The sequence below is a fragment of the Candidatus Protofrankia datiscae genome (genome assembly GCF_000177615.2).
GTDB lineage: Bacteria > Actinomycetota > Actinomycetes > Frankiales > Frankiaceae > Protofrankia > Protofrankia coriariae.
In genome coordinates this window covers 4,639,643-4,658,671 of sequence record NC_015656.1, presented here as the reverse complement: position 1 = coordinate 4,658,671, position 19,029 = coordinate 4,639,643, and the positions used below count along the sequence as shown (strand labels likewise).

The window sequence follows — 19,029 nt, the reverse complement described above, 5'->3', positions numbered from 1 at the left end:
CTCCCGTGTTGCCGGAGGCCGTATCAAGGAAGCCGCAGCGCCACCAGCCCGACGATCAGGCCACCGGAAGGACCACCTTGGCCGCCTCGCCTACCTCCTCCCGCATCTCGTTCGCAAAGATCATCGAGCCTCTCGAGGTCCCCGATCTTCTCGCCCTGCAGACCCAGTCCTTCGACTGGCTGATCGGCAGTGATGCGTGGGCGGAACGGGTCCAGGAAGCCATCGACGCCGGTCGTGACGACGTACCCGTCACGTCGGGTCTCGAAGAGGTCTTCGAGGAGATATCCCCGATCGAGGACTTCTCCGGTTCGATGTCACTGTCGTTCCGGGACCACCGTTTCGAACCGCCGAAGTACTCCGTCGAGGAGTGCAAGGACAAGGATATGACCTACTCGGCCCCGATGTTCGTGACGGCCGAGTTCACCAACAACACCACTGGTGAGATCAAGAGCCAGACGGTTTTCATGGGTGATTTCCCGCTCATGACCCCGAAGGGCACGTTCGTCATAAACGGGACCGAGCGGGTCGTCGTCAGTCAGCTGGTGCGTTCCCCCGGGGTGTACTTCGAGAAGACCATCGACAAGGTCTCCGACAAGGATCTGTTCTCCTGCAAGGTGATTCCGTCCCGGGGTGCCTGGCTGGAGTTCGAGGTCGACAAGCGGGACACCGTCGGCGTCCGTATCGACCGCAAGCGCCGCCAGTCCGTGACCGTGCTGCTCAAGGCGCTCGGCTGGGACGAGGCGCGCATTCTGGAGCGGTTCGGTGATTTCCCGTCGATGCGGGTGACCCTGGAGAAGGACCACACCTCCAGCCAGGACGACGCGCTGCTCGACATCTACCGCAAGCTGCGCCCGGGCGAGCCGCCGACCCGCGAGTCCGCGCAGACGCTGCTGGAGAACCTCTTCTTCAACCCGAAGCGCTACGACCTGGCCAAGGTCGGCCGCTACAAGGTGAACAAGAAGCTCGAGGTGGACGTCCCGCACGACGTCGGAGTGCTCACCGAGGACGACATCGTCCGCACGATCGAGTACGTCGTCCAGCTGCACGCCGGCAGGGACTCGTCCTACGACGTGGACGACATCGACCACTTCGGCAACCGGCGGCTGCGCACGGTCGGTGAGCTGATCCAGAACCAGGTGCGCCTGGGCCTGGCCCGGATGGAGCGGGTCGTCCGGGAGCGGATGACCACCCAGGACGTCGAGGCGATCACGCCGCAGACGCTGATCAACATCCGGCCGGTGGTCGCCTCCATCAAGGAGTTCTTCGGCACCAGCCAGCTCTCCCAGTTCATGGACCAGACCAACCCGCTGGCGGGCCTCACCCACAAGCGGCGCCTGTCCGCGCTCGGCCCGGGCGGTCTCTCCCGGGAGCGGGCCGGCTTCGAGGTCCGGGACGTCCACCCCAGCCACTACGGCCGGATGTGCCCGATCGAGACGCCGGAAGGGCCGAACATCGGTCTGATCGGCTCGCTGTCGACATTCGCGCGGGTCAACCCGTTCGGCTTCGTCGAGACGCCCTACCGCAAGGTCGTGGCCGGGCGGGTCACCGACCAGATCGACTACCTCACCGCGGACGAGGAGGACAGGCACGTCATCGCGCAGGCGAACGCGCCGCTGAGCTCCGACGGGTCGTTCGCCGAGCACCGGGTCCTGGTCCGCCGCAAGGGCGGCGAGGTCGAGTTCATCCCGCCCGACGAGGTCGACTACATGGACGTCTCGCCGCGGCAGATGGTGTCGGTCGCCACCGCGATGATCCCCTTCCTCGAGCACGACGACGCCAACCGGGCCCTGATGGGCTCGAACATGCAGCGTCAGTCCGTCCCACTGCTGCGCAGTGAGGCGCCGCTGGTCGGCACCGGCATGGAAGCCCGCGCGGCCAAGGACGCCGGCGACGTCGTCGTCTGCGCGCAGGCCGGCGTGGTCGAGGACCTCTCCGCCGACTACATCACCGTCATGCACGACGACGGCACCCGGCGCACCTACCGGATGGCGAAGTTCCGCCGGTCCAACCAGGGCACCTGCATCAACCAGAAGCCCATCGTGGACGAGGGGGACCGGGTCGAGGCGGGCCAGGTCATCGCGGACGGCCCCTGCACGGACAACGGCGAGATGGCGCTGGGCAAGAACCTGTTGGTCGCCTTCATGCCGTGGGAGGGCCACAACTACGAGGACGCGATCATCCTCTCCCAGCGGCTGGTCCAGGACGACGTGCTGTCCTCGATCCACATCGAGGAGCACGAGGTCGACGCCCGGGACACCAAGCTCGGGCCCGAGGAGATCACCCGGGACATCCCCAACGTCGCCGAGGAGGTCCTCGCCGACCTCGACGAGCGCGGCATCATCCGTATCGGCGCCGAGGTCTCGCCCGGTGACGTGCTGGTCGGGAAGGTCACGCCCAAGGGCGAGACCGAGCTGACTCCGGAGGAGCGGCTGCTGCGTGCGATCTTCGGTGAGAAGGCCCGGGAGGTCCGCGACACCTCGCTGAAGGTGCCGCACGGGGAGTCTGGCAAGGTCATCGGGGTCCGGGTGTTCTCCCGGGAGGACGGCGACGAGCTGCCACCCGGCGTCAACGAACTGGTCCGGGTGTACGTCGCCCAGAAGCGCAAGATCACCGATGGTGACAAGCTCGCCGGGCGGCACGGGAACAAGGGCGTCATCGCGAAGATCCTCCCGGCCGAGGACATGCCCTTCCTCTCCGACGGCACCCCGGTGGACGTCGTGCTCAACCCGCACGGTGTGCCCCGCCGGATGAACATCGGCCAGATCCTGGAGACCCACCTCGGCTGGGTGGCCAAGACCGGATGGCAGGTCGACGGCGGTGCCGAGGGCTGGAAGGAGCGGCTGCGCGGCATCCGGGCGGACCAGGCGCCGCCGAACACCAACGTGGCCACGCCGGTCTTCGACGGCGCCCGTGAGGAGGAAATCACCGGCCTGCTCGCCTCGACGCTGCCCAACCGGGACGGCGTCCAGCTCATCGGGGCCAGCGGCAAGGCCGAGCTCTTCGACGGCCGGACCGGCGAGCCCTACCCGTACCCGGTGGCGGTCGGTTACATCTACATCCTCAAGTTGCTGCACCTGGTCGACGACAAGATCCACGCTCGTTCGACCGGCCCCTACTCGATGATCACCCAGCAGCCGCTGGGTGGTAAGGCGCAGTTCGGTGGGCAGCGTTTCGGCGAGATGGAGGTGTGGGCGCTGGAGGCCTACGGTGCCGCCTACGCCCTGCAGGAACTGCTCACCATCAAGTCGGACGACGTCCTCGGGCGCGTCAAGGTCTACGAGGCCATCGTCAAGGGCGAGAACATTCCCGAACCCGGTATCCCGGAGTCCTTCAAGGTGCTCATCAAGGAAATGCAGTCGCTGTGCCTGAACGTCGAGGTTCTCTCCAGCGACGGCGTTTCCATCGAAATGCGTGACACCGACGAGGACGTCTTCCGCGCCGCGGAGGAACTCGGTATTGACCTGTCCCGGCGGGAGCCGAGCAGCGTTGAGGAGGTCTGACGAGTAGTGGTCTGCGGCCGGGTGACCGCCAGCGGCCGGAGGCGGCGTGACCAGGGGGCTGTGGGGATCAGGATGATCTTCCTGGAGTCGCCGCCCTCGCGCCGCCGCGGCCGCGGACCACACGGCCAGGACACGGCAACCGGTAGTCCCCGGGCACCGGCCGTGTCGCGGCACCCCCGCCGACCTTGGACAAACTGACGGCCCACGCCCCCCGCCGCCGCCATCCGCACGAACACCTGCCGGCGACAGCGGGCAGCCAGACGGCAGAGAGAGAAGACACGTGCTCGACGTCAACTTCTTCGACGAGCTGCGCATCGGCCTCGCCACGGCGGACGACATCCGCCAGTGGTCACACGGCGAGGTCAAGAAGCCGGAAACGATCAACTACCGTACCCTCAAGCCGGAGAAGGACGGGCTCTTCTGCGAGAAGATCTTCGGTCCGACCCGGGACTGGGAATGCTACTGCGGTAAGTACAAGCGCGTTCGTTTCAAGGGCATCATCTGCGAGCGCTGCGGTGTCGAGGTCACCCGCGCCAAGGTGCGTCGGGAACGGATGGGCCACATCGAGCTGGCCGCGCCGGTCACCCACATCTGGTACTTCAAGGGTGTCCCGAGCCGGCTCGGCTACCTGCTCGACCTGGCGCCGAAGGACCTTGAGAAGGTCATCTACTTCGCCGCCTACATGATCACAAATGTGGACACGGACGCGCGCCACCGCGACCTGTCCACCCTCGAAGCCCGGATCTCCGTCGAGAAGCAGCACCTCGAGGACAAGAAGAACGCCGACGTCGAGACCCGGCAGAAGAAGCTGGAAGCCGACCTCGCCCAGCTGGAGGCCGAGGGCGCCAAGGGCGACGTCCGGCGCAAGGTGCGGGAGGCGGCCGAGCGCGAGATGCGCCAGATCCGCGACCGCGCGCAGCGGAAGATCGACGATCTGGACCGGGTGTTCGATCGTTTCAAGAGCATGAAGGTCCAGGACCTCGAGCCGGACGAGCTGCTCTACCGCGAGCTGCGGGACCGGTTCGGCCAGTACTTCGAGGGCGGTATGGGGGCCGAGGCCCTGCAGCGCCGGCTCGTCGACTTCGACCTGGCGGCGGAGGCCGAGTCGCTGCGGGAGACCATCCGCAGCGGCAAGGGACAGAAGAAGGCCCGGGCGCTGAAGCGTCTCAAGGTCGTCTCGGCCTTCCTCAACACCCGCAACTCCCCGAACGGGATGGTGCTCGACTGCGTCCCGGTGATCCCGCCGGACCTGCGCCCGATGGTGCAGCTCGACGGTGGCCGGTTCGCCACGTCCGACCTCAACGACCTCTACCGCCGGGTGATCAACCGGAACAACCGGCTCAAGAGGCTGCTCGACCTCGGCGCGCCCGAGATCATCGTCAACAACGAGAAGCGGATGCTGCAGGAGGCCGTCGACGCGCTGTTCGACAACGGCCGCCGCGGCCGGCCGGTGACCGGGCCGGGCAACCGTCCGCTGAAGTCGCTGTCGGACATGCTCAAGGGCAAGCAGGGCCGGTTCCGGCAGAACCTGCTGGGCAAGCGCGTCGACTACTCCGGCCGTTCGGTCATCGTCGTCGGCCCGCAGCTCAAGCTGCACCAGTGCGGCCTGCCCAAGCAGATGGCACTCGAGCTGTTCAAGCCGTTCGTGATGAAGCGGCTGGTCGACCTCAACCACGCGCAGAACATCAAGTCGGCCAAGCGCATGGTGGAGCGGGCCCGCCCGGTCGTCTGGGACGTCCTCGAAGAGGTCATCACCGAGCACCCCGTGCTGCTCAACCGCGCGCCGACCCTGCACCGGCTGGGCATCCAGGCGTTCGAGCCGCAGCTCGTCGAGGGCAAGGCCATCCAGATCCACCCGCTGGTCTGCACCGCGTTCAACGCGGACTTCGACGGGGACCAGATGGCCGTACACCTGCCGCTGTCCGCGGAGGCGCAGGCCGAGGCGCGCATCCTGATGCTGTCGAGCAACAACATCCTCTCGCCGGCGTCCGGGCGTCCGCTGGCCATGCCGAGCCTGGACATGGTGACCGGGGTGTTCCACCTCAGCCGGATGGCCGCGGGTGCCCGCGGCGAGGGCCGGGCGTTCTCCAGCGTGGCCGAGGCGCAGATGGCCTTCGACGCCCGGGAGATCGAGCTCCAGGCGAAGATCAAGGTGCGGCTGCGCGACACCACGCCGCCGCTGGACTGGACCCCGCCGCCCGGCTGGGCCACCGGCGACCTGTTCACCCTGGAGACGACCTTCGGTCGCTGCCTGCTCAACCAGGCGCTCCCCGAGGGCTACCCGTTCCTGAACTACCTGATGAACAAGAAGGCCCAGGCCGCGATCGTCAACGACCTGGCGGAGCGCTACCCGAAGATCCAGGTGGCCGCGACGCTGGACGCGCTGAAGAGCGCCGGCTTCTACTGGGCCACCCGCTCGGGGGTGACCGTCGCGATCGAGGACGTTGTCGCGCCGCCGAACAAGGCGCAGATCCTCGACGAGTACGAGCAGCGGGCCGAACGGGTGCAGAAGCAGTTCGACCGCGGCTTCCTCTCCGACGACGAGCGCCGTGCCGAGCTGGTCCAGATCTGGAACGAGGCGACGAACAAGGTCGCCGAGGCCATGGAGGCCAACTTCCCGGAGACCAACCCGGTCGCCGTGCTGGTCAACTCCGGGGCCGCCGGAAACATGATGCAGATCCGGCAGCTCGCCGGGATGCGCGGACTGGTCGCCAACCCCAAGGGCGAGATCATCCCACGTCCGATCAAGGCGAACTTCCGCGAAGGGCTGAGCGTGGTGGAGTACTTCATCTCCACGCACGGCGCCCGCAAGGGTCTGGCCGACACGGCGCTGCGGACCGCGGACTCCGGGTACCTCACCCGGCGTCTGGTCGACGTCAGCCAGGACGTCATCGTCCGTGAGGACGACTGCGGCACCGAGCGCGGCATCGCCACCCGCATCGCGCGCAAGGGAGCGGACGGCGTGCTCGTCCGCGACCGTTACGCCGAGACCGCGGCCTACGCGCGCACGCTTGCCTCGGACGCGGCGAACGCCGCCGGTGACGTGGTGGTACCGGCCGGCACCGACCTCGGCGACGTGGTCATCGGCAAGATCATCGATGCCGGGATCGAGTCGGTGAAGGTGCGTTCCGCCCTCACCTGCGCGGCCCGGATGGGTGTCTGCGCGCAGTGTTACGGCCGGTCGCTGGCCACGGGCAAGCTCGTGGACGTCGGCGAGGCCGTCGGTATCGTCGCCGCCCAGTCCATCGGTGAGCCCGGCACCCAGCTGACGATGCGTACCTTCCACAGCGGTGGCGTCGCCGGCGACGACATCACCCAGGGTCTGCCCCGTGTCGTGGAGCTGTTCGAGGCCCGTTCCCCCAAGGGCAAGGCCCCGATCAGCGAGGTCTCCGGGCGGGTGCGCATCGAGGAGACCGAGAAGACCGTCAAGGTCGTGGTCATCCCCGACGACGGCAGCGAGGAGATCTCCTACCCGGTCTCCCGCCGGTCGCGGCTGAAGGTCGAGGAGGGCCAGCGCATCGCAGTCGGTCAGAAGATCGTCGACGGCGCGGTCGACCCGCACGAGGTGCTGCGCATCCTCGGCCCGCGTCAGGTGCAGCTCCACCTGGTCGACCAGGTGCAGGAGGTGTACCGCTCGCAGGGTGTGTCCATCCACGACAAGCACATCGAGATCATCATCCGGCAGATGCTCAAGCGGGTGAACGTGCTGGAGTCGGGGGAGACCACGCTCCTGCCGGGCGAACTGGTCGAGCGGGCCCGGTTCGAGGAGGAGAACCGTCGGGTGGTCGAGACCGGCGGCCAGCCGGCTTCGGCCCGTCCGGTCCTGATGGGGATCACCAAGGCGTCCCTGGCGACCGAGTCGTGGCTGTCGGCGGCATCCTTCCAGGAGACGACCCGGGTGCTCACCGACGCCGCGATCAACGCCCGGTCGGACTCGCTGGTCGGCCTGAAGGAGAACGTCATCATCGGCAAGCTCATCCCGGCGGGTACCGGCATCTCGCGGTACCGCAACATCCGGGTCGAGCCGACCGAGGAGGCACGGGCGTCGGTGTACTCGGTCAGCGGCTACGACGAGGGCGCGAGCGTGGAGTACGGCGCGTTCGGCACCGGCAGCGGCCAGGCCGTCCCGTTGGACGACTTCGACTACCGCAGCACCGGCGGCGACTACCGGTAGTTCTCGCTACCCGATAGTTCCTGCCACGGAGCGCCCCGGCGGCCCAGGTAGGCGTCCTTACCAGACGTCCACCCGGGCCGCCCTGCTGTGTGGAGCTTGCTGCGTGGAGGCGACCCACCGGTGACCGGTGCGGACCACCGGCGGGAGCGGCCGTCGCCCCGGCGAGGACCGCATGCGGCGACACGCGACGGCAGCATGCGACAGATGCCGGCATGCGATGACGGAGCGTGCGACGGCCGGCTGGAGAGACGGTCAGCCGAAGAAAAGCCTGTGCCCGGACCACTGTGGCGTGTGGTCCGGGCACAGGCTTTTTCTGACTCTTCCGCGGTGAGCTGTTCCGTCGCTTTCCGCAGTGGGTTTCTCCGGCGGGTCTTTTACCGGCTACCGTTCCTGCTCCTTCGCAGGGCCCGGTCAGCCGGGCCGCGGGCCAGCCGGGCGTAGATACCACCGCTGCGGGAGCCGGTCGTGCGGCCCGGCCTCCATCACCGTGCCGTTCTCCAGCACGTAGATGCGGTCGGCGGCGACGGTCATCGTCGCCCGGTGGGCCACGATGAGACAGCTTCTCTCGGCGAGCAGACGTTCCAGGGAGGCGCGCAGCAGGTCCTCGGTCAGGGTGTCGAGGTTCGACGTGGCCTCGTCGAGGACGACGGTCCGCGGGTTCTGGACCAGTACGCGGGCGATGGACAGCCGTTGCCGTTCTCCGCCGGAGATCTGGTGGCCGTTGTGCCCCAGTGGGGTGTGAATCCCCTCCGGCAGCGAACGCACGAGCGTGACCAGCCCGGTCGCCTCCAGAGCGGCCCACAGTTCGTCGGTCGTCGCGGCCGGATTCCCGAAGCGGAGATTTTCGGCGACGCTACGACGCTGGACGAACGGCTCCTGCGACACCAGACCGACCGCGGCCCGGGCTGCGGCGGGGGAGAGCCCGCCGGCGTCGCAGCCGCCGAGCAGGACACGCCCACTGGTGGGGGTGAGCAGGCCGCTGGCGAGATGGCACAGCGTGGTCTTCCCGGCGCCGCTGAACCCGACGACGGCCACCATCTCGCCGCGGCCCACGGCGATGTCGACGCAGCGCAGCGCCCACCGGGGAGCGGGCACGTCAGGCGCGTAGGAGTAGGAGACGTTCTCCAGGACGAGATCGCCATGGGCCGGCGGACGCTGGGCGTCCTCGGAGCCGGAAGCCACCGGGCCCGCCGGTGGCGTGGCGCCCGCGGGCGGATGCGGCCGATCGGCCGTGGTCAGTGGCCTGACATTGCTGCGGTCGCCGGCCGGCGTCGTCCCCAGCGGGATGTCGAGAAAATCCAGGATGCGGACGAGGGAGGCCTCGCCGTCGAAAAGCTGGGTACGCAGGTCGGCGAAGCCGGCAATGGAACGGAACGCCAGCAGGAGCACGCTGAGAAAGGCCACGAAGGTGCCAACCGTCATCGTCTGGTTCAGGGTGAGCCACACCCCGAACCCGATCACGGTCATGGTCGCCAGCACCGAACTGGCCGCGGCGATGAGCTGCAGGCGGGCGAAGACCTGCACGCGGGTGCGGGCGGCCGTCGAAATGGCCGCGCCCAGCCGGTCGAACTCCTCCTGACCGGTGTGCTGCGCGCGGAAGGCGCGCAGGTGCAGCGCTCCCGCCGGCCCGGTCAGCTCGATGAGATGATCGGCCAGCCGGCTGAGCCGTTCGCTTTCCACCCTGGAGATGGCCCGGACGCGTCCGCGTACCAGGCGCAGCAGGACGAGCGGGACCACGCCGATCGCGGCCACGGCGAACGCGAGACGCCACTGGAGCAGGTAGGCGACCACCCCGGCCACGACGAGTTCGACCGCCATGGTCGCGATGGCCGGCAGACAGAAGGCGGCGGCGGTGCGCACCCTGACGGTGTCGATGGTGAACAGGGTGATGACGTCACCGTGCCGGGCCCGGGCGATGTGGGGAAACGGCAGCGCGATCGCGTGCTGGTAGAGGTCACGCCGGATCCGCAGCGCGAGTTTCTCGCTGAAATAGCCAACCAGTATGTATCGCAGGGTCGACACCACGGCGCTGAGCACAAAGGCGCCGAGGATGAGGAGGACCGGCAGGAGTATGCCGTTCGTCCGCAGTCGCAGCAGCCAGCCGTCGATCAGGTTCCGAATCGCGAACGGCGCGGCCACCAGGGTCGACACGCCCAGCAGGGAAAGCGCGGCGTGCGTGGCGGCTGCCCTGTTCTGGTCCCGGATGAAATATTCGACGCGGGCGGCCGCGGGATTTCCGGTGAGCCAGGCGAACAGGCGCCCGTAGAGCCAGGACACACCGGCGGTGGTCTTCGGGAATGTCGTCCCCGCCGAGGTCTGTTGGTGGGTCGGCTGCCCGATCCACCTGTTGGTCCCGGTGGACGACCGGCGAGATGTCGTCATTGTGAGCCGCCTGCCTGGTGCGGTCCGGAGGTCAGTCGTCGCGGTGCGCGGTGCTGGATGCGTCCACCGTGCTGTCGACGGCCGTTTCCGGACCGGCGATCGCGTGGGGGATGGTGGCGGGAGCGGCGTCGGGGGTCGCCTCGACAGTGACCTCGGGGTCCGCGTCGACGGCTGTGCCCGGGCCGGGGCGGGCGGTCACGGGCTGGCTGCCGTGGTCTTCGTCCCGCTGCTCGGCGCAGGCGTCCGGCAATTTCGGAAGCGTTTTTCTGGGAATTTCCTCGGTGCTGCGGAAAACGGATATCTCGACATCGTCGGACACCTCTATGACCAGCCCGATGGTGCTTGACGGACTAATTTCCGCGTGGCCGGGGAGGGGGAAGTGAGTAGACATTTGTCCTCCATCGAGGTCGGCCGGACGGGACGGTAGCAAAACCGAATTTATCGGGACGCCGATTACCGGGCAAGGATTCAACATCATGACTCGGCTCACAGCTTTCGTGGTACCCGGGTATTTGGTCTCGAACGCGACATGTGCGCTACGACAAACGTTGTGACGTGCCGGCGGATTCTTTTGACGACCGGACGGTCCGCGGTGTTTTCGCAGGTGGCGGGGGTGCCGGCGGAGCAGGGTCCGGGCCGGTGGCACCGGCCCGGGAAAGCGGTTCGTCGGCCGCGGTACACCGCCGCGGTCGGCAATCGGACGGTCGGGGTACGCACGCCGCGGTCGAGTGTGCGGCGGCTGGGCGAGGCCCGGCCACGATGGTGGTGCGCGGTGGGTATTTTGGCGGCGGCGGTGTTGCCGGGCCTCGGTGTCGCCGGGCTGGCGTGCCCGTGGTGGCGGCGCGAGCAGGATGTGGCGGGGGGGCTGGGTGAACCGGAAGCGGGCGCTGTTCGTACGGCGGCTGTCCGAGATCCTTCAGCTCGCCGAGTCCGAGGTGGTCGACCGCCTCTGCCTGGACCGCCGCCCCGGCGTCCGGGTCAACCGGCTCTCACCGCTGGGCGTGGCGACGATCCACCGCGCCATCGCGGATCTCGGGCTCACCCTCGACCCGCTCGACTGGTGTCCCGACGGCTATCTCCTGCGCGGCGACAAGCGGGTGCTGTCGCGCTCGGAGGTGTTCGGCGGCGGTCATGCCTACATCCAGAACATCTCCAGCCTGGTGCCGGCGCTGGCTCTCGCGCCCGCGCCCGCGCCCGCGCCGGACGAGTCGATCATCGATCTGTGCGCGGCGCCGGGCGGTAAGACGGCGCACATCGCGGCGCTGGTCGGTAACGAGGCGCGCCTGTGGGCCAACGACGGCATCGCGCCCCGGCTGGAGAAACTGCGCGCGGTCACCCGGCAGTTCCACGTCCGCCTGGCCGAGACGAGCTGTCACCCGGCGCAGTATGCCGACAAGTTCATAACGGAGCGTTTCGACCGGGTGCTGCTGGACGCCCAGTGCAGCGGTGAGGGCCTGGTCGACCTGCGGTCGTCCGCGGCGCTGCGGTACTGGACCGAACAGCGGGTGATCGACTACGGCTGGCTGCAGCGCAAGATGCTGGTGGCGGCCTGCCGGCTGCTGCGCCCCGGCGGCGTCCTGGTGTACTCCACCTGCACGTTCGGCCCGGAGGAGAACGAGGCGCCGTTGAGCTACCTGCTGCGTCACCATCCCGTCGAGGTGTGCCCGATCGAGGTCGACATCGACGGCTTCGCGCCGGACGCGTGGCGGCCGGGCCTGCGCCACTGGCGGACCGAGACCTTCCATCCGGCGCTCGCCGATGCCCGGCGCATCCTGCCGGGCCCGGCGTTCGAGGGCTTCTTCGTCTGCAAGCTGCGGAAGCTGCCGGGCTGACGCTGCCGGGCTGGCCGGGCTTTCCTCGCAACGCCGCCACCCTGGAAGCACTCTGCTATCACAACATTCCATCACTGTGGCGTCGTCGGCGCCGGGAGGTGCGCGCGCTTCCCACTGGCGCCGCGGGTTCCGGCGGCCCTGCCTGCCCCGCCGGCGCGGGGGAGGCGGCTACCAGTGGCACGTGGGGTACCCCGATTCGACACAGCCGTCGGCGGGTCTGTAGTCTCGGTTTCTGCGGCGCTGTGCGTTGCAAGGTTGACCTGTGTCCTGCGCCATCCCATGGCCATTCCGTGACACTGTGGCCCGTCCTGCCGGGCCTGTGGTGTCAGGGGCGGCCCGGCCTTCACCAAGGCGGGCGGGCGTACTCCCATGGCAGACCGTCCCGGTTGTCGGGCTGCTCCCAGGGGTCGCGACACGCCCGACCGCGTGGGTCGGACAGCGTGGGCCGGGCACAGGCGAGATGACGGCAGGTACCGGCAGGAACGGAACAGGAACGGGAGCGGCGTTGCCGACGATCCAGCAGTTGGTCCGCAAGGGCCGGCAGGACAAGGTCGAGAAGACCAAGACCCCGGCGCTCAAGGGGAGCCCGCAGCGTCGTGGCGTGTGCACCCGCGTCTACACGACCACGCCCAAGAAGCCGAACTCGGCGCTGCGCAAGGTTGCCCGGGTCCGGCTCCACAGCGGGATAGAGGTCACCGCCTACATCCCGGGGGTGGGACACAGCCTGCAGGAGCACTCGATCGTCCTGGTTCGCGGCGGCCGGGTGAAGGACCTTCCGGGCGTCCGCTACAAGATCGTTCGCGGGACGCTGGACACGCAGGGTGTCCGCAACCGCAAGCAGGCGCGCAGCAAGTACGGAGCAAAGAAGGAGAAGGCCTGATGCCACGCAAGGGCCCGGCTCCCAAGCACGTCGTCGTCGTCGATCCGGTCTACGGCTCACCGCTGGTGACAGCGCTGGTCAACAAGGTTCTGTTCAGCGGTAAGAAGTCGCTGGCCGAACGGATCGTCTACGGGGCGCTCGAGGGCGCTCGGGAGAAGACCGGCAACGACCCCGTGGTCACGCTCAAGCGCGCTCTCGACAACGTCAAGCCGACGCTGGAGGTGCGCAGCCGCCGGGTCGGTGGCGCCACCTACCAGGTGCCGGTCGAGGTGCGCGCGAGCCGGAGCACCACCCTCGCGCTGCGCTGGCTGGTCGGCTACGCCCGGCAGCGCCGCGAGAAGACCATGACCGAGCGCCTCATGAACGAGCTGATCGACGCCAGTAACGGTCTCGGCGCGAGCGTGAAGCGGCGCGAGGACACCCACAAGATGGCGGAGTCCAACAGGGCCTTCGCCCACTACCGCTGGTAACCGACAATGTCTGCTGACGTACGTGCCGCGCTGGCCGCGACCCGCAACATCGGGATCATGGCCCACATCGACGCGGGCAAGACCACGACCACCGAGCGGATCCTGTTCTACACCGGCGTCAACTACAAGATCGGTGAAGTCCACGACGGCGGCGCCACGATGGACTGGATGGAGCAGGAGCAGGAGCGGGGGATCACCATCACCTCCGCGGCCACCACCTGTACCTGGCGCGACCACACCATCAACATCATCGACACTCCGGGGCACGTCGACTTCACCGTCGAGGTGGAGCGGTCGCTGCGGGTGCTCGACGGTGCGGTCGCCGTCTTCGACGCCGTGGCCGGTGTGGAGCCGCAGAGCGAGACCGTCTGGCGCCAGGCCGACCGTTACAACGTCCCGCGGATCGCGTTCGTCAACAAGATGGACCGGGTCGGCGCGGAGTTCCACCGGTGCGTGGAGATGATGGTCGACCGGCTCGCCGCGACCCCGGCTGTCATCCAGCTGCCGTGGGGCGTCGAGGCCGACTTCAAGGGCATCATCGATCTGATCCGGATGAAGGGCCTGCTCTGGCACACCGAGGACAAGGGCGCCTCCTACGAGACCGTCGACATCCCGCGTGACCACCTGGAGGCCGCGCAGGAGTGGCGGGACAAGCTCATCGAGACCGTCGCCGAGAACGACGACATCCTGATGGAGCTCTACCTCGAGGGTGAGGAGCCGACCGAGGAGCAGCTGCGGGCGGCGCTGCGCCGGGGCACGCTGGCCGGAGCGCTCAACCCGGTGCTGTGCGGGTCGGCGTTCAAGAACAAGGGCGTGCAGCCCATGCTCGACGCCGTCGTCGACTTCCTCCCGAGCCCGCTGGACATCGGCGCCACCGTTGGTCACGCCATCGGCCGTGAGGACACCGAGGTCTCCCGCGAGCCGGACGAGAGCGAGCCGTTCGCCGCACTCGCCTTCAAGATCATGACGGATCCCTACGTCGGGAAGCTGACCTACATCCGGGTCTACTCCGGCCGGCTCACCTCGGGCTCCCCGGTGCTGAACTCGACCAAGGACCGCAAGGAGCGCATCGGCCGCATCCTCCAGATGCACGCCAACCACCGGGAGGACCGCGAGGGTGTCGGCGCAGGTCAGATCGTCGCGGTCGTCGGTCTGAAGAACACCACGACCGGTGACACGCTGTGCGACCCGAACGCCCCGGTCATCCTGGAGTCGATGACCTTCCCGGCCCCGGTCATCAGCGTCGCGATCGAGCCGAAGACCAAGGCCGACCAGCAGAAGCTGGGAACGGCCATCGGCCGGCTGGCCGAGGAGGACCCGACCTTCCAGGTCCGCACCGACGACGAGACCGGGCAGACGATCATCGCGGGCATGGGTGAGCTGCACCTCGACGTGCTCGTCGACCGGATGCGCCGCGAGTTCGGCGTCACCGCCAACGTCGGCAAGCCGCAGGTCGCCTACCGGGAGACCATCCGGCGCAAGGTCGAGAAGGTCGACTACACGCACAAGAAGCAGACCGGTGGCTCCGGGCAGTATGCCCGAGTGATCATCGATCTCGAGCCCTCCGGCGGCGACGGCGGCGGCTACGAGTTCGAGAACAAGGTCACCGGCGGTCGCATCCCGCGTGAGTACATCCCGTCGGTCGACGCCGGGTGCCAGGAGGCGATGGAGTTCGGCGTGCTCGCCGGATACCCCCTCGTCGACGTGAAGGTCACCCTGACCGACGGTCAGTACCACGACGTCGACTCGTCCGAGCTCGCTTTCAAGATCGCCGGTTCGATGGCGTTCAAGGAGGCGGCGCGGCGGGCCGACCCGGTGCTGCTCGAACCGATGATGGCGGTCGAGGTCACCACCCCCGAGGAGTACATGGGTGACGTGATCGGCGACCTGAACTCACGGCGCGGGCAGATCCAGGCCATGGACGAACGGTCCGGCGCGCGCATCGTGAAGGCGATCGTCCCGCTGTCGGAGATGTTCGGCTACGTCGGGGACCTGCGCTCGAAGACCTCGGGGCGAGCGGTCTATTCGATGCAGTTCGACTCCTACGCCGAGGTTCCGGCGGGGGTCGCGAAGGAGATCATCGCGAAGGCGCGCGGAGAGTGACCGGTGGCCGGGCGTGGTGGCCCCGTCCGGGGGTCGCTCGCGGATCCGGCACCACTATTGATCATTAGCAGGCTACAAGTGGCCGGCAGGCGGCGCGATCACTTCTCTCGCGCCGCCGGCGGTCCCAGGACCACCAGCACGGCACGACACCACCCGTCCTTGGAGGGACACCCGTGGCGAAGCAGAAGTTCGAGCGGAACAAGCCGCATGTCAACATCGGGACCATCGGTCACATCGACCACGGCAAGACCACGCTGACCGCGGCCATCACCAAGGTCCTGCACGACGCGCACCCGGACCTGAACCCCTTCACGCCGTTCGACCAGATCGACAAGGCGCCGGAGGAGAAGGCCCGCGGCATCACGATCTCGATCGCCCACGTCGAGTACCAGACCGACAACCGGCACTACGCTCACGTCGACTGCCCCGGCCACGCCGACTACATCAAGAACATGATCACCGGCGCGGCGCAGATGGACGGCGCGATCCTCGTCGTCTCGGCGACCGACGGCCCGATGCCGCAGACCAAGGAGCACGTGCTGCTCGCCCGCCAGGTCGGCGTGCCCTACATCGTCGTGGCGCTGAACAAGGCCGACATGGTCGACGACGAGGAGATCCTCGAGCTTGTCGAGCTGGAGGTCCGGGAGCTGCTGAGCTCGTACGAGTTCCCCGGCGACGACGTGCCGGTGATCCGGGTCTCGGCGCTCAAGGCGCTGGAGGGCGACAAGGAGTGGGGAGCCAAGCTCCTCGAGCTCATGCAGGCCGTCGACGACTCCATCCCGGAGCCGGAGCGCGACATCGACAAGCCCTTCCTGATGCCGATCGAGGACGTCTTCACGATCACCGGTCGTGGCACTGTCGTCACCGGTCGCGTGGAGCGCGGTGTCGTCAAGGTCAACGAAGTGGTCGAGATCGTCGGCATCCGGCCGGAGGTCACCACGACGACCGTCACCGGTGTGGAGATGTTCCGCAAGCTGCTCGACGAGGGGCGTGCCGGTGACAACGTCGGCCTGCTCCTGCGTGGTGTCAAGCGTGAGGACGTCGAGCGCGGCCAGGTCGTCACCAAGCCGAAGTCGATCACTCCGCACACCAACTTCGAGGCGCAGGTCTACATCCTCAGCAAGGATGAGGGTGGCCGCCACACCCCGTTCTTCAACAACTACCGCCCGCAGTTCTACTTCCGTACCACCGACGTGACCGGCGTGGTGACCCTCCCCGAGGGCACCGAGATGGTCATGCCGGGCGACAACACGGAGATGACGGTCGAGCTCATCCAGCCGATCGCCATGGAGGAAGGCCTGCGGTTCGCCATCCGCGAGGGCGGTCGCACCGTCGGTGCCGGTCGCGTCACCAAGATCCTGAAGTAGTCGCTGCGGCGGCGGGCCCGCTATGCCCCATCCAGGGCATATGACCCGCCGCTTGCGCAGTGTACGCACCTGACAACAAGCGGTACATCCGGCGGCAGCTCCGGCCAAGGAACGGACCCTGCGGGGCCTGCCAGCCGGACGAGACAGACAGGACAGGCGAAGCCCACCATGGCGGCACAGAAGATCCGCATCCGGCTCAAAGCCTACGACCACGAGATCATCGACAGCTCGGCCCGCAAGATCGTCGAGACGGTGACGCGGACTGGTGCGCAGGTCGCGGGACCGGTGCCGCTGCCGACGGAGAAGAACGTCTACTGCGTGATCCGGTCGCCGCACAAGTACAAGGACAGCCGCGAGCACTTCGAGATGCGCACGCACAAGCGGCTGATCGACATTCTTGACCCGACGCCGAAGACGGTCGACTCGCTGATGCGCCTCGACCTTCCCGCCGGTGTCGACATCGAGATCAAGCTTTAAAGGGGCCGGCGCAGTCATGCTCAATCGCAACTACAGGGGGCTCCTGGGCACCAAGCTCGGGATGACCCAGGTATGGGACGCGAACAACCGCGTCATCCCGGTCACGGTGATCAAAGCTGGGCCGAACGTGGTGACGCAGGTCAGGACATCCGACCGGGACGGCTACTCGGCGGTCCAGCTCGGCTACGGCGAGATCGACCCCCGCCGGGTGACCCAGCCGCTGCGCGGCCACTTCGCGCGCGCCGGGGTCCCGCCGCGGCGGCATCTGGTGGAGCTGCGCACCGCGGACGCCACCAACTACCGCCCCGGCCAGGAGCTGACCGGCGAGATCTTCTCCGCGGGCAGCATCGTGGACGTGACCGGCACATCCAAGGGCAAGGGCTTCGCCGGTGTGATGAAGCGGCACGGCTTCAAGGGCCTCGGCGCCGGCCACGGCGTCGAGCGCAAGCACCGCTCGCCCGGATCGGTCGGCGGGTGCGCCACCCCCGGCCGCGTCTTCAAGGGCCTGCGGATGGCCGGGCGGATGGGGCACGAACGGGTCACCACCGCCGGCCTGACCATCCACGCCGTCGACACCGAGCGCGGCTTCCTGCTGGTCAAGGGCGCGGTTCCCGGCCCGGACGGCGGTCTGGTGCTCGTCCGCAGCGCGGCCAAGCGGCCCGCGCCGGCGGACTTCGAGCCCGTCGCCGAGCCGGCCACGGCATCCGCCACCGGTGACGTCGCGACGTCCAGCGAGGAGGTATCGGCATGAGCGCAGTGACGGCGTCGGCGCGCCGGCGGCCACTGGCCGCCGACGACGAGCGGAGCGCGCCGCCACAGACCCGCACGGTCGTCGTCCACGCCCCCGCCGGTGGCGAGGCCGGCAGCGTCGACCTGCCGGGTGAGATCTTCGACGTGGCGCTGAACGTGCCGCTCATCCACCAGGTGGTGGTGGCGCAGCTCGCCGCGGCCCGGCAGGGGACCCACTCCACCCGCACCCGCGGCGAGGTCCGCGGCGGTGGGCGCAAGCCGTACCGGCAGAAGGGCACCGGCCGGGCCCGGCAGGGCTCGCTGCGCGCCCCGCAGTTCACCGGCGGTGGTGTGGTGCACGGCCCCAAGCCGCGTTCCTACGAGCAGCGGACGCCGAAGAAGATGAAGGCCGCCGCGCTGCGCGGGGCCCTGTCCGACCGGGCCCGGGGCGGCCGGGTGCACGTCGTGTCGTCGTTCGTCAGCGGTGACACGCCGTCGACGAAGACCGCGGTCACCGCCCTGCGGACGATCACGGATGTCCGGCGGGTGCTGGTGGTGGTCGACCACACCGACGAGCTCACCTGGAAGAGCCTGCGCAACATCCCCAGCGTGCACCTGCTCGACCCCGGCCAGCTCAACACCTACGACGTGCTGGTCAGCGACGACGTGGTGTTCACCCGCGACGCTCTGGCCACGTTCGTGGAGCGGGCGCTGGCGCCGATCTCCCGTGGTGCGCGGACCGCTTCCGACGAGCCGGCGGCACCGGCCGGTGCCGACGAGGACGCGGCAGCCGAGGAGGAGGCCAAGTGAGCGCCGACCCGCGCGACGTGATCATCAAGCCGGTCGTCTCCGAGAAGAGCTACGGCCTGCTGGACGAGAACGTCTACACCTTCATCGTCCATCCGGACGCGAACAAGACCGAGATCAAGCTCGCGGTCCAGCGGATATTCAACGTCCGGGTCCTCAGCGTCAACACCAGCAACCGGGCGGGCAAGCGCAAGCGCACCCGTACCGGCTGGGGGCAGCGCAAGTCCACCAAGCGGGCCATGGTCGCGCTGGCGCCGGGGGACTCCATCGAGATCTTCGGGGGTCCCGGTGCGTGACATGCAGGCCGA

At 68.5% G+C, this 19,029-nt stretch carries 13 protein-coding genes; 11 read left to right on the top strand and 2 right to left on the bottom strand.

Features of this window, described 5'->3' with window-relative positions; genetic code table 11:
• Positions 1-77 precede the first annotated feature (77 nt).
• Together rpoB and FSYMDG_RS19550 are read left to right on the top strand one after the other, a co-directional pair.
• The gene (rpoB, locus tag FSYMDG_RS19555; protein WP_013875122.1) at positions 78-3,500 is read left to right on the top strand and encodes a DNA-directed RNA polymerase subunit beta; all 3,423 of its coding nucleotides are present in this window, start codon (positions 78-80) and stop codon (positions 3,498-3,500) included.
• 280 nt (positions 3,501-3,780) lie between these two features.
• Positions 3,781-7,674, top strand: a complete 3,894-nt coding sequence (locus FSYMDG_RS19550) for a DNA-directed RNA polymerase subunit beta' (protein ID WP_013875121.1) — start codon at positions 3,781-3,783, stop codon at positions 7,672-7,674.
• A 411-nt stretch (positions 7,675-8,085) separates the two neighbouring features.
• On the opposite strand, the gene FSYMDG_RS23455 is transcribed toward FSYMDG_RS19550, so the two are convergent.
• On the bottom strand, positions 8,086-10,056 hold the full coding sequence (locus tag FSYMDG_RS23455; RefSeq protein ID WP_013875120.1) for an ABC transporter ATP-binding protein: 1,971 nt from the start codon (positions 10,054-10,056) through the stop codon (positions 8,086-8,088).
• 31 nt (positions 10,057-10,087) lie between these two features.
• A complete protein-coding gene (locus tag FSYMDG_RS19540; protein ID WP_043604050.1) occupies positions 10,088-10,375 on the bottom strand; it encodes a hypothetical protein in 288 nt (95 codons plus the stop codon).
• Positions 10,376-10,925: 550 nt separating this feature from the next.
• Here FSYMDG_RS19540 and FSYMDG_RS19535 point away from each other — a divergent pair.
• The 9 genes from FSYMDG_RS19535 to rplW all read left to right on the top strand — a co-directional run bounded on the left by FSYMDG_RS19535 (position 10,926) and on the right by rplW (position 19,017).
• On the top strand, positions 10,926-11,888 hold the full coding sequence (locus FSYMDG_RS19535) for an RsmB/NOP family class I SAM-dependent RNA methyltransferase (protein ID WP_043604046.1): 963 nt from the start codon (positions 10,926-10,928) through the stop codon (positions 11,886-11,888).
• A gap of 505 nt (positions 11,889-12,393) precedes the next feature.
• Positions 12,394-12,768 (top strand): 30S ribosomal protein S12, encoded by a 375-nt coding sequence (rpsL, locus tag FSYMDG_RS19530; protein ID WP_013875117.1) that lies wholly within the window; start codon positions 12,394-12,396, stop codon positions 12,766-12,768.
• On the top strand, positions 12,768-13,238 hold the full coding sequence (gene rpsG / locus FSYMDG_RS19525; protein ID WP_013875116.1) for a 30S ribosomal protein S7: 471 nt from the start codon (positions 12,768-12,770) through the stop codon (positions 13,236-13,238). The genes rpsL and rpsG overlap by 1 nt, the downstream gene beginning before the upstream one ends.
• 6 nt (positions 13,239-13,244) lie before the next feature.
• Positions 13,245-15,341 carry an elongation factor G gene (gene fusA, locus FSYMDG_RS19520; RefSeq protein ID WP_013875115.1) on the top strand — a complete coding sequence of 699 codons (2,097 nt, stop codon included), beginning with the start codon at positions 13,245-13,247 and terminating at the stop codon, positions 15,339-15,341.
• A 173-nt stretch (positions 15,342-15,514) separates the two neighbouring features.
• Positions 15,515-16,708: an elongation factor Tu gene (gene tuf / locus FSYMDG_RS19515; protein WP_013875114.1), complete on the top strand. Its 1,194-nt coding sequence runs from the start codon at positions 15,515-15,517 to the stop codon at positions 16,706-16,708.
• Between the two features lie 168 nt (positions 16,709-16,876).
• On the top strand, positions 16,877-17,185 hold the full coding sequence (gene rpsJ, locus FSYMDG_RS19510; RefSeq protein ID WP_013875113.1) for a 30S ribosomal protein S10: 309 nt from the start codon (positions 16,877-16,879) through the stop codon (positions 17,183-17,185).
• 16 nt (positions 17,186-17,201) lie between these two features.
• Positions 17,202-17,936 (top strand): 50S ribosomal protein L3, encoded by a 735-nt coding sequence (gene rplC, locus FSYMDG_RS19505; RefSeq protein ID WP_013875112.1) that lies wholly within the window; start codon positions 17,202-17,204, stop codon positions 17,934-17,936.
• Complete coding sequence (rplD, locus tag FSYMDG_RS19500; RefSeq protein ID WP_013875111.1) at positions 17,933-18,724, top strand: 50S ribosomal protein L4; 792 nt, start codon at positions 17,933-17,935, stop codon at positions 18,722-18,724. Before rplC ends, rplD begins: the two co-directional genes overlap by 4 nt.
• Positions 18,721-19,017 (top strand): 50S ribosomal protein L23, encoded by a 297-nt coding sequence (gene rplW, locus FSYMDG_RS19495; protein WP_013875110.1) that lies wholly within the window; start codon positions 18,721-18,723, stop codon positions 19,015-19,017. Before rplD ends, rplW begins: the two co-directional genes overlap by 4 nt.
• The last annotated feature ends 12 nt before the right edge of the window (positions 19,018-19,029 follow it).

What these genes read in the sequence shown, in the direction of transcription:
- FSYMDG_RS23455 (WP_013875120.1), bottom strand. Translation starts at nt 10,056, where the DNA reads ATGACGACATCTCGCCGGTCGTCCACCGGGACCAACAGGTGGATCGGG.
- rpsG (WP_013875116.1), top strand. Translation starts at nt 12,768, where the DNA reads ATGCCACGCAAGGGCCCGGCTCCCAAGCACGTCGTCGTCGTCGATCCG.
- fusA (WP_013875115.1), top strand. Translation starts at nt 13,245, where the DNA reads ATGTCTGCTGACGTACGTGCCGCGCTGGCCGCGACCCGCAACATCGGG.
- rpsJ (WP_013875113.1), top strand. Translation starts at nt 16,877, where the DNA reads ATGGCGGCACAGAAGATCCGCATCCGGCTCAAAGCCTACGACCACGAG.
- rplC (WP_013875112.1), top strand. Translation starts at nt 17,202, where the DNA reads ATGCTCAATCGCAACTACAGGGGGCTCCTGGGCACCAAGCTCGGGATG.
- rplD (WP_013875111.1), top strand. Translation starts at nt 17,933, where the DNA reads ATGAGCGCAGTGACGGCGTCGGCGCGCCGGCGGCCACTGGCCGCCGAC.